The 15,248-nt window shown below is 62.1% G+C and carries 13 protein-coding genes; 10 read left to right on the top strand and 3 right to left on the bottom strand.

Features of this window, described 5'->3' with window-relative positions; genetic code table 11:
* Nucleotides 1-11 precede the first annotated feature (11 nt).
* The 3 genes from ACZM22_RS07145 to ACZM22_RS07135 all read right to left on the bottom strand — a co-directional run bounded on the left by ACZM22_RS07145 (nucleotide 12) and on the right by ACZM22_RS07135 (nucleotide 2,692).
* Nucleotides 12-1,196: a nucleotide sugar dehydrogenase gene (locus ACZM22_RS07145; RefSeq protein ID WP_489543578.1), complete on the bottom strand. Its 1,185-nt coding sequence runs from the start codon at nucleotides 1,194-1,196 to the stop codon at nucleotides 12-14.
* Nucleotides 1,197-1,512: 316 nt separating this feature from the next.
* Entirely contained in the window at nucleotides 1,513-2,100 is a 588-nt protein-coding gene (locus tag ACZM22_RS07140) for a hydrolase (RefSeq protein ID WP_484424605.1), read from the bottom strand.
* A gap of 34 nt (nucleotides 2,101-2,134) precedes the next feature.
* Entirely contained in the window at nucleotides 2,135-2,692 is a 558-nt protein-coding gene (locus ACZM22_RS07135) for a hypothetical protein (protein WP_489543577.1), read from the bottom strand.
* Nucleotides 2,693-2,929: 237 nt separating this feature from the next.
* On the opposite strand from ACZM22_RS07135, the gene ACZM22_RS07130 reads away from it, so the two are divergent.
* The 10 genes from ACZM22_RS07130 to ACZM22_RS07085 all read left to right on the top strand — a co-directional run bounded on the left by ACZM22_RS07130 (nucleotide 2,930) and on the right by ACZM22_RS07085 (nucleotide 15,242).
* The gene (locus tag ACZM22_RS07130; protein ID WP_489543576.1) at nucleotides 2,930-3,670 is read left to right on the top strand and encodes an ABC transporter ATP-binding protein; all 741 of its coding nucleotides are present in this window, start codon (nucleotides 2,930-2,932) and stop codon (nucleotides 3,668-3,670) included.
* Entirely contained in the window at nucleotides 3,667-4,596 is a 930-nt protein-coding gene (locus tag ACZM22_RS07125; protein ID WP_489543575.1) for a SufB/SufD family protein, read from the top strand. The genes ACZM22_RS07130 and ACZM22_RS07125 overlap by 4 nt, the downstream gene beginning before the upstream one ends.
* 119 nt (nucleotides 4,597-4,715) lie before the next feature.
* Complete coding sequence (ychF, locus tag ACZM22_RS07120; protein ID WP_489543574.1) at nucleotides 4,716-5,831, top strand: redox-regulated ATPase YchF; 1,116 nt, start codon at nucleotides 4,716-4,718, stop codon at nucleotides 5,829-5,831.
* A gap of 219 nt (nucleotides 5,832-6,050) precedes the next feature.
* Nucleotides 6,051-7,385, top strand: a complete 1,335-nt coding sequence (locus tag ACZM22_RS07115; RefSeq protein ID WP_484424601.1) for an APC family permease — start codon at nucleotides 6,051-6,053, stop codon at nucleotides 7,383-7,385.
* Nucleotides 7,386-7,532: 147 nt separating this feature from the next.
* Nucleotides 7,533-8,090, top strand: a complete 558-nt coding sequence (lepB, locus tag ACZM22_RS07110) for a signal peptidase I (RefSeq protein WP_483267887.1) — start codon at nucleotides 7,533-7,535, stop codon at nucleotides 8,088-8,090.
* 12 nt (nucleotides 8,091-8,102) lie between these two features.
* A complete protein-coding gene (locus ACZM22_RS07105) occupies nucleotides 8,103-8,825 on the top strand; it encodes a class B sortase (protein WP_489543573.1) in 723 nt (240 codons plus the stop codon).
* Nucleotides 8,826-8,920: 95 nt separating this feature from the next.
* On the top strand, nucleotides 8,921-9,562 hold the full coding sequence (locus ACZM22_RS07100) for an HAD family hydrolase (RefSeq protein WP_489543572.1): 642 nt from the start codon (nucleotides 8,921-8,923) through the stop codon (nucleotides 9,560-9,562).
* Nucleotides 9,563-9,887: 325 nt separating this feature from the next.
* Nucleotides 9,888-11,681 (top strand): threonine--tRNA ligase, encoded by a 1,794-nt coding sequence (thrS, locus tag ACZM22_RS07095; protein WP_489543571.1) that lies wholly within the window; start codon nucleotides 9,888-9,890, stop codon nucleotides 11,679-11,681.
* A 375-nt stretch (nucleotides 11,682-12,056) separates the two neighbouring features.
* On the top strand, nucleotides 12,057-13,082 hold the full coding sequence (locus ACZM22_RS07090) for a TAXI family TRAP transporter solute-binding subunit (RefSeq protein WP_489543570.1): 1,026 nt from the start codon (nucleotides 12,057-12,059) through the stop codon (nucleotides 13,080-13,082).
* A 93-nt stretch (nucleotides 13,083-13,175) separates the two neighbouring features.
* Entirely contained in the window at nucleotides 13,176-15,242 is a 2,067-nt protein-coding gene (locus ACZM22_RS07085) for a TRAP transporter permease (protein ID WP_484424595.1), read from the top strand.
* Nucleotides 15,243-15,248 lie beyond the last annotated feature (6 nt).

Below are 15,248 nucleotides of genomic sequence, written 5' to 3'. Positions count from 1 at the left end.
CTCCTTTGGGGTCAGTCACGGAAATACAGATCGCGGGTGTAGACCTTGTCCGGCACGTCGCGGATATCGTCGCTGTACCGGTTGGCCACGATCACGTCGCTGACGCGCTTGAACTCGTCCAGATCGCGGATGACGCGGCTGTTGAAGAACCGGTCCTCGCGGAGGGCGGGCTCGTAGACCACCACCTCCACACCCTTGGCCTTGATGCGCTTCATGACGCCCTGAATGGAGGACTGGCGGAAGTTGTCGCTGCCGGCCTTCATGGTCAGGCGGTAGATGCCCACGATCCGGGGGTGTCTGGCCAGGATCTGCTCCGCGATGAAGTCCTTGCGGGTGCTGTTGGCCGCCACGATGGCGGAGATGATGTTCTGGGGCACATCACGGTAGTTAGCCAGCAGCTGCTTGGTGTCCTTGGGCAGGCAGTAGCCGCCGTAGCCGAAGGAGGGGTTGTTGTACTGGTCACCGATGCGGGGATCCAGGCAGACGCCCTCGATGATGGCCCGGGTGTCAAGACCGCGGACCTGGGCGTAGGTGTCCAGTTCGTTGAAGTAGCTGACGCGGAGGGCCAGATAAGTGTTGGCGAACAGCTTGACAGCCTCCGCCTCCGTGGGGGCCATGAAGCGGACGGGGATGTCCTTCTTGACGGCACCCTCCCGCAGCAGGGCGGCGAAGGCCTCTGCGGTCTGCCGCAGCTGGGAGTCGTCTTGGGAGACGCCCACCACGATGCGGCTGGGGTAGAGGTTGTCGTACAGTGCGCGGCCCTCCCGCAGGAACTCGGGGCTGAACAGGAGACGGCGGCAGCCGTGCTTGATCCGGGCGCTTTCGGTGAAGCCCACGGGCACGGTGGAGCGGATCACCACGGCGGCACTGGGGTTCACGGCCATGACCTGACGGATGACGCTCTCCACCGACGAGGTGTCGAAATAATTCTGGTCGGGGTCGTAGTTGGTGGGGGTGGAGATCAGCACCAGCTCCGCATTACGATAGGCGCTGTCGCCGTCGGTGGTGGCGGTCAGGTCCAGCGGGCGGGCGGACAGGTACTCCTGTATCTCGGAGTCGGCGATGGGGGAGATGCGGCGGTTGATAAGGTCCGCCTTCTCGGGGACGATGTCCACGGCTGTGACCGTGTTGTGCTGGGCCAGCAGGACGGCCATGGACAGACCGACATAGCCGGTCCCGGCGATGGCGATACGCATAGGGGACCTCCTTATGAGCGGGGGCGCAGAAGTGGATGAAGTATGTGCAGGCTTTTGCGCCGCAGGGGCGGGATACCCGGCAAATGCGGGGAGAAACCCGCGATTTTCAACGTTTTTACTGTACCATAAACGGGAGGGAAAGGCAAGGAAAAAGGCTGCTTCTTATCGGCGGCTTATTCAGCACAACGGCAATACAGTGCAGAGAAACGACAACAAATCGTATAAAACGGCAAAAAGAACACCCTGTGTATTCACACAGGGCATTCTTTGGGGTGCGGCGGCGGTACAGGGGACACGCTTTACAGTGCTGCGTGGGTCAGGCCAGAGTCTCCATCTCCTGATTGACGCGCTCCTCGCAGCTGCGCATGGCCAGAATGGTCTTTTCCATCAGCTCCTCGATGGGCCAGCCCAGGCGCTCGGCGCCGGTGTTGATGACATCGCGGGAGCAGCCGGCGGCGAACTTCTTGTCCTTGTACTTTTTCTTCAGACTGCTGACCTCCATGTCCATGACGCTCTTGCTGGGACGCATGCGGGCGGCGGCGCCGATGAGGCCCGTCAGTTCGTCGGCAGCGAACAGCACCTTCTCCATTTCGTGGGTGGGCTCCACATCGCAGCACAGGCCGTAGCCGTGGGAGCAGACGGCGTGGATGAACTCATCGGAACAGCCGGCCTTCTTCAGCAGCTCAGGCGCCTTGACGCAGTGCTGCTCCGGCCACATCTCAAAGTCAATGTCGTGGAGCAGGCCCACCGTGGCCCAGAAGTCCGCATCCTCGCCGCATCCCAGCTCGTTGGCATACCAGCGCATGACACCCTCCACCGTCAGACCGTGCAGAATGTGGAACGGTTCCTTATTATATTCTTTCAGGGCGGCCAGCGCCGCTTCGCGGGAGATGCACTCTTTCATCTTCCAGACCTCCTTTGTGGTGTTGAATTGCCCCCTATTTTAGCAGGTTATTCCCTGTTGTCAAGCTGCTTTCCAACAGGTGCAGCAGGGAGGCGGCGTGGCCGTACTCCGCCTGACTGAAGCGGCGGAAAATGTCCCGCAGACACACGTCCTCCGTGTCTTCCGCAGCCTGGGCGTAGGCCCAGCCGCCGCAGGTTTCCTCGCGGTACAGCTCCCGCAGCAGCCGGCACCAGGACGAGCGGGGCTCCTCTCCCACGGGGGTGGGGGGCCGGTAGTACCGGCCGGTCAGCAGATAGTGGGCGGCCAGCAGTGTGCGGGCATGGGCCAACTCCTCATCCGACAGGCGCAGCAGCGTCCGGCGGGCCGAAGGCGGAGCGCAGCGGACCTGACGGCGGTAGGCGCGGGCCATGGACAGCTCCTCATCGATAAACCGCCGCAGGCGATGGGTGCTGTCCTCCGGCGGCGGGGCGGCGATGCCGCAGCTGCCGGTATCCGCGGCGGGCGCTTCCAGCGGCGGCAGCGACTGTGCCACCCGCTGCCAGACCTCGCGGGTCAGCTTTTGGTCATAGGCGATGTTCAGTTCCTGCTCCATGTTTGAACGCCTCCTTCTCACGGCATACTATGCGCAGAGGGGCGGCGGTGCGCCTGCGGCGCCTGGTTGCGGCAAAATACGCAGGAAAAGATTGCTTTTTGCGGGGGAATCTGTTACACTGACGGGGTTGTGAAGTCACAGCACTTTTTCTTTTGACTGTTGCAGATGCCATAAAGCGGCGTGGAAAGCTCTGGTATACTGCTGTCAGATATTACCTCAAAGAGGGGAGAGGCATTCATGCTGGAACTGCAGAATATCTGTTATCGCGTATCCACTCCCGATGGGGAGCAGGACATTCTCAAAAACGTCTCCATCACCATTCCCGACCACAAGCTGGTGGTGTTCACTGGCCCCAACGGCGGCGGCAAGACCACGCTGGCCAAGGTTATCATGGGGCTGGTGCAGCCCACGTCCGGCCGCGTACTGTATAACGGCGAGGACGTGACGGACATGTCCATCACGGAGCGGGCCCGCCGCGGTATCAGCTACGGCTTTCAGCAGCCGCCGCGGTTCAAGGGCATCACGGTCCACGACCTGCTGCTTCTGGCGGCGGGACAGGAGAAGCTCAGCAAGGACAAGTGCTGCGCGTACCTGACCAAGGTGGGCCTGTGCGCCAACGACTATCTGGACCGCGAGGTGGACGTGTCCCTGTCCGGCGGCGAGGTCAAGCGCATCGAGATCGCCACCATTCTGGCGCGGCAGAGCGACCTGATGATCTTCGACGAGCCGGAGGCGGGCATCGACCTGTGGAGCTTCGCGCGGCTCACCGAGACCTTTGAGCAGATCCATCAGGAGGGTCACGCCACCATGATCATCATCTCCCATCAGGAGCGCATCATCCGTCTGGCGGACGAGATCGTGGTCATCGCCAACGGACAGATCGCCCACCGCGGCAGCACCCAGGAGATATTCCCGCTGATCCTGGCGAATACGCTGGGCGGCTGTCCCGTGCTGGATAGAAAGGAGGGCGTACAATGATCACCGATATTGATGCCAAGCTGCTGGAAAAAATCGCGGACCTGACGGGCAAGCCCGTGGGCGCCTTCAACATCCGCAAGGACAGCGGCTGCGAGGCCCGCCAGTCCACCGAGCATATTGAGATCACGCCCCGCGCCGACGGGAAGCAGGGCATCGACATCCGCATCAAGGCGGGCACTAAGGGGGAGAAGTGCTACATCCCCGTCATCATCAGCAAGACCGGCCTGAGCGAGCTGGTCTACAACGACTTCTACGTGGGCGACGACTGCGACGTGGAGATCGTGGCAGGCTGCGGCATTCACAACTCCGGCTGCGACGAGAGCCGCCACGACGGCATCCATACGTTCCACATCGGCAAAAACGCCCGGGTGCGATACAGCGAAAAGCACTACGGCGAGAACGACCCCGGTCAGACCGGCGGCAACGTGATGAACCCCAAGACCGTGGTGTATCTGGGAGAGAACTCCACCATGCAGATGGACACCATCCAGATCCGCGGCATTGACTCCACCAAGCGGGAGACGGACTTCTTCTGCGAGGCCGGCAGCGAGGTGGTGGTGACGGAGCGCCTGCTGACCCATGGCAGCCAGACGGCGGAGAGCGATATGAACATCCAGCTCAACGGCTGCGATGCCAAGGGCCGCGTCATCTCCCGCTCCGTGGCGCAGGACCAGTCCCATCAGGTATTCCGCCCCGTCATGGTGGGCAACGCCCAGTGCTTCGGCCACGTCCAGTGCGACAGCATCATCATGGGCCGGGCCAAGATCGAGTCCGTACCGGCCATCACCGCCAACTGTCCCGATGCGCAGCTCATCCACGAGGCGGCCATCGGCAAGATCGCCGGCGACCAGCTGCTGAAGCTGGAGACGCTGGGCCTGACGGAGGAGGAGGCCGAGGACACCATTCTCAGGGGCTTCCTGGCGTAAGCGCACACGAAATACCGGAAAAAGACCGCCTCGGGCGGTCTTTTTTTCCACCGCGCTTGCATGCGCCGCGGAAAGATGGTATGATATATAGTCGAAAAATATAAGGGAGGTTATCCTCTATGAAATTAGGTATCGTGGGGCTGCCCAACGTGGGCAAGAGTACCCTGTTCAACGCCATCACCAATGCCGGCGCCGAAAGCGCCAACTATCCCTTCTGCACCATTGAGCCCAACGTGGGCGTGGTGGCCGTGCCGGACGCGCGGCTGGACAAGCTGGCAGAGATGTACCAGCCGGACAAAAAGACGCCCGCCGTCATTGAGTTCGTGGACATCGCGGGCCTGGTGAAGGGCGCCAGTCAGGGCGCGGGCCTGGGCAACAAGTTCCTGGAGAACATCCGCCGCACCGACGCCATCGTTCATGTAGTGCGCTGCTTCGATGACGAGAACATCATGCACGTGGTGGCGGACGCCAGCCAGAACGTGCCGGTGGATCCGCTGGGCGATATCGGCACCATTGATCTGGAGCTGATCATGGCGGATCTGGAGATGGTGAACCGCCGCGTGGAGAAGGCGGCAAAGGCTGCCAAGGGCGACAAGAAGTTCCTCCACGAGGCCGAGGTGTTCAAGGCGCTGGCTGCCCATCTGGATGCCGGTAAGTCCGCCCGCACCTTCGAGTGTGATAAGGACGACCGCGCCATCATCGAGACGGCGGATCTGCTGAGCCTGAAGCCCATTATTTACGCCGCCAACATGGATGAGGACGGCTTTGCCAACTACGAGGATAACGGCTATTTCCGGTCCGTCCGTGAGCTGGCGGAGAAGGAGGGCGCGCAGGTGCTGCCTATCTGCGCCAAGCTGGAGCAGGATATCGCCGAGCTGGACGATCCCGAGGAGCGGGCCATGTTTCTGGCGGATCTGGGCATTGAGAAGTCCGGTCTGGACCGGCTGATCCAGTGCTCCTACGACCTTCTGGGCCTAATTTCCTTCCTGACCTACGGCAAGGACGAGTGCCGCGCCTGGACCATCAAAAAGGGCACCAAGGCCCCCCAGGCCGCAGGCAAGATCCATTCTGACATCGAACGGGGCTTCATTCGCGCGGAGACCATCAATTTCGACGAGATGATGGCTTGCGGCGGCAGTGTGGCCGCCGCCAAGGAGAAGGGCCTGCTGCGCTCCGAGGGTAAGGAGTACGTGGTGAAGGACGGCGACATGATCTACTTCCGCTTCAACGTGTAAAAAACCATCCGGAGACGGCGCAGGCGGCAGCTCTGCGCCGCCTTTTTATATGCCGAGTGGACAAAAATAAACGGATTTTGGGCATATTATCCAAAAAAGAACACATAATTTCTACCGCACAAGACGGGAAAGTGCTTGTCCGGCGCGGGCGGTACGGCGTATAATAAACCCATTATTGTGATTTGGGCACAAGCGAAACGGGAGAGAAAGGAAATCTATATGGAAAAACGGTATACGCTGCCTGTTGCCATCGCGCTGGTGGTGGGCACGGTCATCGGCTCCGGCGTGTTCTTCAAGGCGGAGGCGGTGCTGACAAAGACCGGCGGCAATCTGTCCGTGGGCATTCTGGCTTTCATTATTATGGGCGTGGTGATGATCATCAGCGCCTGCACCTTCGGCGTGGTGGCCCAGAGCCATCAGGACGTGGAGGGGCTGGTGGGCTACGCCCGGGCCTCCTGCGGAAAGACCTACGGCTACTATGTGGGATGGTTCATGGCGGTCATCTACTACCCCTCGCTGGTGGCGGTGCTCAGTTGGCTGCCCGCCCGCTATTTCGGCGTGCTGATGGGCTGGGAGGATGCGGTGGTAGGCGGCCGTACCATGATGCTGGCGGGGGTGTTCATGATCGTCACCTACACCATGAACGCGCTGGCCCCACGGCTGGCGGGGCGGTTTGCCATCACCACCACCGTCATCAAGCTGATCCCGCTGCTGCTGATGGCCGTGGTGGGCACTATCGTAGGACTCGGCAACGGTATGACCAGCTTCAACTTCACCCACGTGGTGACGGAGATCCCCTTCGCGGAAGGACTGTTCGGCGCAGTGGTGTCGCTGGCCTTCGCCTTTGAGGGGTGGATCTGCGCCACCTCCATCGGCACGGAGCTGGAGAACCCCAAGAAGAACATGCCCCGCGCCCTGCTGATCGGCACCGTCATCATCGCCGTGGTGTATGTGGTGTACTACATTGGCCTTGCCGGCGCGGTGGAGTCGGAGGTCATGATGGCCGGCGGCGAGGCCGGCGCAAAGCTGGCCTTCCAGAACGTATTCGGGCAGGTGGGCGGCGCGCTGATCTTTGCGTTCGTGGTCATATCCTGCTGGGGAACCTGCAACGGCCTGACCATGGCCGTGACCCGCGGCATGTTCGACCTGGCCAGCGAGTGCGAAAGCCCGCGGCTGGCCATGTTCCGCAGCGTGGATCCCAACACCGGTATGGCCAACAATTCTGCGGTGTTCGGCCTGCTGGTCAGCTCTCTGTGGCTGCTGTACTTCTACGGCGGCACGATCATGAACGGCTTCGGCCCCTTCAAATTCGACTCCTCGGAGCTGCCCATTATCACGCTGTACGTCCTGTATATCCCCATCTACATCGCTCTGATGCGCCGCCGCGACCTGCCCGCCTTCCGCGGAAAGGTTATGCCGGTGCTGGCGATCCTATGCTCACTGTTCATGGTGTTCGCAGCCGTCTACTCCCACGGCGTGAATGTGGCGTGGTATCTGGTGGTGTTCGCGGTCATCGAACTCATCGGCGCGGTATTTCGCGGCCGGACGGCGTAACGGCATCTTACAGGAAAATCCCCCGGCTTTGCCGGGGGACTTTTATTTTTCCTGTGCGGGAATAAGATCGGGGTTCCGACAGAAAACGGCGTATTCTGCGGCCCGCGTGTGCTACCATAGCTCCAGCAAACGACAGGGGGGAGCATCATGGAACAGAGAAACGCCGTACCGCAGGGGACGGCACGGCCGCGCCCGCCGCGAACGGCGGAGGAGCGGCAGCGGGACCGGCGGCTGGCCCTCTCACTGCTGACGCGGCTGGCGGCAGCGGCGGCAGCACTGACGGTGCTGCTGGGCGTGGTGCTGCTGGTGACGCAGGCGGAGGGACAGGACATGTTCCCCGCCGTAAAGGACGGGGATCTGCTCATCGCCTACCGGCTCCAGCGCCGGTGGGCGCAGGACGACCTGGTGCTGTACCGGCAGGAGGGGGTGCTGCGGCTGGGCCGCGTGGCCGCCGTGGGCGGCGATGTGGTGATGCTGGAGGAGGACGGTACGCTGCGGGTCAACGGTACCCTCCACGCGGGAGAGGTGCTGTATCCCACATATCCCGCCGGTGGGGTGACGTATCCCTACACCGTGCCGGAGGGCTGTCTGTTCATACTGAACGACTACCGCACCCGGGGACGGGACAGCCGTCACTTCGGCGCGGTGCCGCAGCAGGACGCGGCGGGGAAGGTCATCACCCTGCTGCGCCGCCGCGGGCTGTAAGGGGGAACGGACATGCTGCCCTATAAGGTGCTGAAATTTTTCGACGATGTCACCAGCGCGCTGGTGGCGGTGCTGCTGGCGCTGCTGGCGGTATACGCGGGCTACGCCCTGTGGGACAACCGGCAGGTGTACGCGGCGGCGGAGGAGGTGCAGGCGTCTCTTCTGACCCTGAAGCCCCAGGAGGGAGGGGCGCCCTTTGCGGAGCTGCGGGCGGTGAACGCCGACGTGTGCGCCTGGGTGACGCTGGACGGTACCGGCGTAGACTACCCCGTGGTGCAGGGAAAGGACAACCTGACCTACGTGAACACCGACGTGTACGGGAATTTCTCCCTGGCGGGCACCATCTTTCTGGATACCCGCTGCGCACCGGACTTCGCCGGCGGGTACAGCCTGCTGTACGGCCACCACATGGTCAGCGGCCAGATGTTCGGCGATCTGGAGAAGTATCAGGATGCGGCGTTCCTGCGGGAGCACCGGACGGGAACCCTGCTGCTGCCGGACGGCGCCTGCACGCTGGAGATGTTCGCCTGCCTGCTGGTGCCGGCATCGGAGGAACACATCTTCCGGCCGGAGTACTGGCAGGAGGACGTATCGCCGCTGCTGGACTGGGCCGAGGGGGAGGCCCTGTGCTGGGAGACGACGGACCGACCGCAGCGGGTGCTGGCCATGTCCACCTGCTCGTCGGCGTTCACCGACGCCCGCACCGTAGTGCTGGCGGCCATACAAGAGGGATGAGGAGCACCTCATCCCTCTTGCCATCTGCGGGAAGGCGTGGTAAGATAGCACCGACCTGCGGCGGGGTGTCCCGCCGATGAAAGGAACGATGCTGCATGAAATACAAAGCGATCTTATTTGATATGGACGGCACGCTGCTGGACACGCTGGCGGATATGGTCAGCGCGGTGAACCACATCCTGTCTGTTCACGGCTGGCCCCTGCGCACAACGGAGGAGGTCCGCGCCTTCGTGGGCAACGGCGCACGGCGGCTGATGGAGCGGGCTATGCCGCCCACCGTCACCGGCGAGGACTTCGAGGCGGTGCTGGCGGAGTACCGGGACTGGTATCAGGCCCACAACTGCGTGGACACCGCGCCCTACGCCGGTATTCCGGCGGTGCTGGCGGCGCTGGATGCGGCGGGCATTAAGACGGCGGTGGTGTCCAACAAGCCGGACGCCACCACCAAAACGCTGGCCGCCCGGTTCTTTCCGGGGCTGCCCGCCTTTGGGCAGCGGGACGATGTGCCGCCCAAGCCGTCGCCGGATCTGGTGTTCCGCGCGCTGGACACGCTGGGCGTAGCCGCTGCCGACGCCGTCTACGTGGGGGACAGCGAGGTGGACGTGGCCACGGCCCGTAACGCGGGACTGCCGCTGGCAGCGGTGAGCTGGGGCTTTCGGGGCCGTCAGGCGCTGGCAGAGGCCGGCGCGGCGGTCATCGTGGACACGGCGGCGGAGCTGCTGGAGGTTCTGCGGTAAAACGCGGCAAGACCTGTTGACAAACCGCAAAAAGCGGTTTATACTATTCCCCATCAAAAAGGCATTGACGGAGAAGAAGCTGTTTTTCCAACGGCCAAAGAGAGGGACGCCCCGGCTGAAAGCGTCCTGCCTGCGGCGCAGCCTGTACCACTCCCGAGCCGCCTGCGACGAGCAGGACGGGGGCTTCCCGTTACAGAAGTCACGAGCGACGGCGTATGCCGTAAGCAGGGTGGAACCGTGGAGTAAAGTCATTTACCTCACCCCTGAAACACATCAGGGGTGGGGTTATTTTTATACCCGCCCCCAAAACAAGGAGGACTGTACCATGAGCGAGGAAAACATCTACACGTTTGAAAACGAGCAGTACCGCAAGACGTACTGGCATACCTGCTCCCACATTCTGGCGCAGGCGGTGAAGCGCCTGTGGCCGGAGGTGAAGCTGGCCATCGGCCCCAGCATCGACAACGGCTTTTACTACGATCTGGACGCACCCTTTGCCTTTACCCCCGACAACCTGACGGAGATCGAGGCGGAGATGCGGAAGATCTGCAAGGAGAAGCTGAAGCTGGAGCGCTTTGAGTTGCCCCGCGAGGAAGCCCTGAAGTTCATGGAGGAGAAGGAGGAGCCCTACAAGGTGGAGCTGATCAACGACCTGCCTGCCGACTCCCACATCTCCTTTTACAAGCAGGGCGAGTTCGTGGACCTGTGCGCCGGTCCCCACGTGGACTCCACCGGCCGCATCAAGGGCAACGGCATCAAGCTGACCGCCTGCAACGCCGCCTACTGGCGCGGCGATTCCAGCCGCCAGCAGCTCCAGCGTATCTACGGCGTAGCCTTCCCCAACAAGGACGAGCTGGAGACCTATCTGAAGGAGCGTGAGGACGCGCTGAAGCGCGACCACAACAAGCTGGGCCGCGAGCTGGAGTATTTCACCACCGTGGACTGCATCGGTCAGGGCCTGCCCATCCTGCTGCCCAAGGGCGCACGGGTCATCCAGCTGCTGCAGCGCTGGGTGGAGGACACCGAGCAGGAGAGAGGCTATCTGCTGACCAAGACGCCCCTGATGGCAAAGCGGGAGCTGTATAAGATCTCTGGCCACTGGGATCACTATCTGGACGGTATGTTCATCATGGGCGACCCCATGGACGAGACCAAGGAGTGCTTTGCCCTGCGTCCTATGACCTGCCCGTTCCAGTATCAGGTCTTCCTGAACCGGGGCCGCAGCTATCGCGACCTGCCCATGCGGCTGGGCGAGACGTCCACCCTGTTCCGCAACGAGGATTCCGGCGAGATGCACGGTCTGATCCGCGTCCGCCAGTTCACCATCTCCGAGGGTCATCTGGTGCTGCGCCCCGACCAGCTGGAGGAGGAGTTCAAGCAGTGCCTCGATCTGGCCAAGTACTGCCTGGGCACCGTGGGCCTGCTGGATAAATGTACGTTCCGCTTCTCCCAGTGGGATCCCGCCAACCCCAACAACAAGTATGAGGGTACGGCGGAGCAGTGGGATCACGCCCAGTCCGTGATGGAGCGCATCCTGAAGGACCTGGACGTGGACTACACCGTGGGCATCGACGAGGCCGCGTTCTACGGCCCCAAGCTGGATATCCAGTACAAGAACGTCTACGGCAAGGAGGATACCCTTGTTACCATCCAGATCGATATGCTGCTGGCCGAGCGCTTCGGTATGTACTATATCGACGAGAACGGCAACAAGGCCCTGCCCTATATCATCCACCGCACGTCTCTGGGCTGCTACGAGCGGACGCTGGCCTACCTTATCGAGGAGTACGCCGGTGCGCTGCCTACGTGGATGATGCCGGAGCAGGTGCGCTTCCTGCCCATTACCGACCGCGCCGCCGACTACTGCGCCCAGCAGGCCGCGGAGCTGCGTAAGCAGGGTTTCCGCGTGGAGGTGGACAGCCGCAACGAGAAGGTGGGCAAGAAGATCCGCGAGGCCACACTGGAGAAGATCCCCTATATGCTGGTGGTGGGCGACCGCGACATGGAGGCGGGCACCGTCTCCGTCCGTACCCGTACCGGCGAGGATCTGGGCGCCATGTCCCTGGCGGACTTCAGCGCTCTGCTGCGCGATGTGGTGGACAGCAAGGCCCGCAAGTAAGCGGAACGCATACCGTTAAAAAAGAGGAGCATCTTGGATGCTCCTCTTTTTTGCGCCCCTGCCCCTGCATTTTGACCGGTTGATTTGCAGGAAAAGCGGAAAATTCCTGCAATTTTGCAGGATTGCCCATCAAAATCACAATTTACCATGTTGCTCAGTGAAAACATCGATCGTGCCAAAACTCCGACAGAATCGAAAGAGTGCATAAAAAACGGCGGCGAAATCAGACAGATCGGACAACGCTTGTGAAAAAACTTTTTCAAAAAAATGAATTTTTATGTATTTGGATGTTGCAAAACAGGAAAAGCCGCGTTATAATGGGCGCTGTAAGAGCAAGCCCCTCAAGCGGAGGGGTATATGAAGGAGAAGACTGTTATGAAGAAACTGATGAGCATGATCCTTGCCCTGATGATGGCGCTGAGCCTGGTGGCCTGCGGCGATAAGGGCGGCAGCGGCGACAACGGCGACAACGGCGACAGCGCCAGCAAGCCCGAGCATACCGACACCACTACGGTGGCGGTGGGCGCGGTGATCCTGGCCCGCGACGATGTGGCTGAGGACGATGTGTACAAGTTCGTGGCCGATATCTTCGACAACGCCGCAGACCTGGTGACCAGCCACGCCAAGTACGGCGAGCTGAGCCTGGAGTACGGCGCGTCCATCACCTCCGTACCCTATCACCCCGGCGCTGCCAAGTACTTCGCTGAGAAGGGCATCGATGTGGCCGCCGTCAAGGATGGCGCTGGCACCGGCGCTTCCCGCAACCTGCGGTTCGTCACCGGCGGCGAGTCCGGCACCTACTACGCCTTCGGCTCCGTCATCGCCCAGCACGCCACCAACAACGCCGGCGTGAACGTGGTGGGCCTGTCCGGCAACGGCTCCCAGGCCAACGTGCAGGAGCTGGTGGACGGCACCGCCGACTTTGCGTTCTGCCAGTCTGACGTCATGGCCTACGCCTACAACGGCACCAACCTGTTCGACACCAAGGTGGAGGGCTTCTCCACGGTGGCTGCCCTGTACATGGAGCAGGTGCAGATCGTCACCACCAACCCTGACATCAAGACCGTGGCCGACCTGGCCGGTAAGTCCGTGTCCATCGGTGCTCCCGGCTCCGGCGTGTACTTCAACGCTATCGACGTGCTGGGTGCCTACGGCCTGACCGAGAACGACATCAAGCCCACCTACCAGTCCTTCGGCGACAGCGCTGACGCCCTGAAGAACGGCCAGATCGACGCTGCCTTCATCGTGGCCGGTGCGCCCACCACCGCCGTCACCGACCTGGCCACCACCAAGGATACCTATCTGGTGAGCCTGGATGATGAGCACGTGACCAAGCTGCTGGAGACCTCTGACTACTACACCAAGACTGTTATCGCCAAGGACGTGTACTTCGGCGACTGATCCTTAACGCGGATTTGACACTTTACGAGGCTGCGGCGGGGCATCCCGCCGTAGCCCTCGCATTATTCTGAAAAGATCGAGAGGATCGCCACTATGAGCAAAGATAAGAAAAAACCGGATACCCGCCCAGCGGCAGGGGCGGAGACCTCTGCCGAGGAGGCTGCGGATCTGGATGCGGTGATGCGGAAGTATGACCGCGAATCTGCCACCCGCATGTGGGAAGGCACGCCCCAGCTGCTGATCCGCATCCTGATGGCGGTCTTCGGCGTGTTCTGCATCGGTATGACCCTGTTTTCCAAGGATATGCCGGAGATCCGGCTCACCCTGTTCGTGGGCTGCATCGTCATCATCGGCTTCCTGACCTACCCTGCCAACAAGCATCATGTGCGGGTGAACTACCTGCCCTGGTACGACATCGTGCTGATGGTGGTGGGCGCGTTCTGCTTCTTCTATTTCGCGCTGAACGCCATGACGCTGGTGCGCCTGTCCACCCGTATCGAGACTGTCCACGTCGTCATCGGCGTGGTGGGCATCCTGATCCTGATGGAGCTGTGCCGCCGCTGCGTGGGCGTGCCCATCCTGTGCGTGGCCGGTGTGCTGATCGTCTATGCGTTCATCAACCAGCTGAGCTACGCCGGTGCCGTCAACGGCGCTACGCTGTATGACGCCCTCAAGACCATCATCTACAAGCTGTTCTACACCACCTCCGGCGTTATCGGCACGCCCATCAGCGTGTGCTACACGTACATCGTGCTGTTCATCATCTTCGGCGCGTTCCTGGAGCGCACCGGTATCGCCAATTTCTTCATCAGCTTCGCCAACCGCATCGCCGGCTGGTCCAGCGGCGGTCCCGCCAAGGTGGCTGTTATCAGCTCCGCTCTGTGCGGCATGGTGTCCGGCTCCTCTGTGGGTAATACCGTCACCACCGGTTCCTTCACCATCCCTATGATGAAGAAGACCGGCTACAAGCCGGAGTTCGCGGGCGCCGTGGAGGCCGCCGCCTCTACCGGCGGCCAGATCATGCCGCCCATCATGGGCGCTGCTGCCTTCCTGATGGCGGAGTACATGAAGCTGCCCTACGCCCAGGTGGCCGTGAAGGCCATCCTGCCTGCCATCCTGTACTTCACCGGCATCTTCATTGCCGTCCATCTGGAGGCCAAGAAGCTGGGTCTGAAGGGTATCTCCCGCGACCAGCTGCCTAAGTGGAAGCTGCTGGCCCGGGACTGCTACCTCATCATTCCCCTGATCCTGCTGGTGTGGCTGGTTTCCTCCGGCAGCAAGACCATGTCCCACTCTGCCGCCTACTCCATTCTGGCGGCCATCGTTGTGGGCTTCGTCAACTTCTTCCTGCAGGGAAAGCGCGGCGATGAGGAGCATGAGGCTCAGTCCGCCGGCAAGGCGCTGGCCTCCGCCGGTAAGCGCTCCTTCTTCTCTGCGGTGGAATCTCTGGAGGCCGGTTCCCGCGGCGCCATTACCGTGGCCGTGGCCTGCGCCATGGCGGGCATCATCGCCGGCTGCATCACCGTCACCGGCCTTGCCTCCATCCTCATCAACGCCATCGTTCAGCTGGCCGGCAACGCCACCATCATCGGCCTGGTGCTGACCATGCTGTGCTGCATCGTGCTGGGCATGGGCGTGCCCACCACGGCCAACTACTGCATCATGGCCTCCACCTGTGCCCCCATTCTGATCCAGCTGGGGTTCCCTGTGGTGGCTGCCCACTTCTTCGTGTTCTACTTCGGCATCGTGGCCGACATCACGCCTCCTGTGGCGCTGGCGGCTTACGCCGGTTCGGCCATCGCCAAGTCCAACCCCATGAAGACGGGCCTCAACGCCACGAAGCTGGCCATCGCGGCCTTCATCGTGCCGTACATCTTCGCATACAGTCCGGCACTGCTGTTTGAGAACATCTCCGGCTGGTGGGAGGTGGTGCAGATCTGTGTCAGCGCCCTGCTGGGCATCTTCGGCATCGCCGCGGCCCTCAACGGCCACCTGTTCAAAAAGATTGGCTGGCCTCTGCGGATCCTGCTGGTGGTGGGCGGCCTGGGCATGATGATCCCCGGCACCGTCACCGACCTGGCGGGTCTGCTGCTGGTGGGCGCCATCGTCGCGTACCAATACCTGTCCAACAAGCGCGCCAGCGCTTCTGCGGCAGCGTAATAGTCC

This window comes from Vescimonas sp. (assembly GCF_057856985.1).
This window is presented reverse-complemented; position numbering and strand designations above follow the sequence as displayed.

Bases quoted from the DNA above. Each gene is read 5' to 3' on its own strand.
- ACZM22_RS07090 (WP_489543570.1), top strand. From the start codon at position 12,057: ATGAAGAAACTGATGAGCATGATCCTTGCCCTGATGATGGCGCTGAGC.
- ACZM22_RS07135 (WP_489543577.1), bottom strand. From the start codon at position 2,692: ATGGAGCAGGAACTGAACATCGCCTATGACCAAAAGCTGACCCGCGAG.
- ACZM22_RS07100 (WP_489543572.1), top strand. From the start codon at position 8,921: ATGAAATACAAAGCGATCTTATTTGATATGGACGGCACGCTGCTGGAC.
- ACZM22_RS07105 (WP_489543573.1), top strand. From the start codon at position 8,103: ATGCTGCCCTATAAGGTGCTGAAATTTTTCGACGATGTCACCAGCGCG.
- ACZM22_RS07115 (WP_484424601.1), top strand. From the start codon at position 6,051: ATGGAAAAACGGTATACGCTGCCTGTTGCCATCGCGCTGGTGGTGGGC.
- ACZM22_RS07140 (WP_484424605.1), bottom strand. From the start codon at position 2,100: ATGAAAGAGTGCATCTCCCGCGAAGCGGCGCTGGCCGCCCTGAAAGAA.
- ACZM22_RS07125 (WP_489543575.1), top strand. From the start codon at position 3,667: ATGATCACCGATATTGATGCCAAGCTGCTGGAAAAAATCGCGGACCTG.
- thrS (WP_489543571.1), top strand. From the start codon at position 9,888: ATGAGCGAGGAAAACATCTACACGTTTGAAAACGAGCAGTACCGCAAG.
- ACZM22_RS07145 (WP_489543578.1), bottom strand. From the start codon at position 1,196: ATGCGTATCGCCATCGCCGGGACCGGCTATGTCGGTCTGTCCATGGCC.
- ACZM22_RS07085 (WP_484424595.1), top strand. From the start codon at position 13,176: ATGAGCAAAGATAAGAAAAAACCGGATACCCGCCCAGCGGCAGGGGCG.
- ychF (WP_489543574.1), top strand. From the start codon at position 4,716: ATGAAATTAGGTATCGTGGGGCTGCCCAACGTGGGCAAGAGTACCCTG.
- ACZM22_RS07130 (WP_489543576.1), top strand. From the start codon at position 2,930: ATGCTGGAACTGCAGAATATCTGTTATCGCGTATCCACTCCCGATGGG.
- lepB (WP_483267887.1), top strand. From the start codon at position 7,533: ATGGAACAGAGAAACGCCGTACCGCAGGGGACGGCACGGCCGCGCCCG.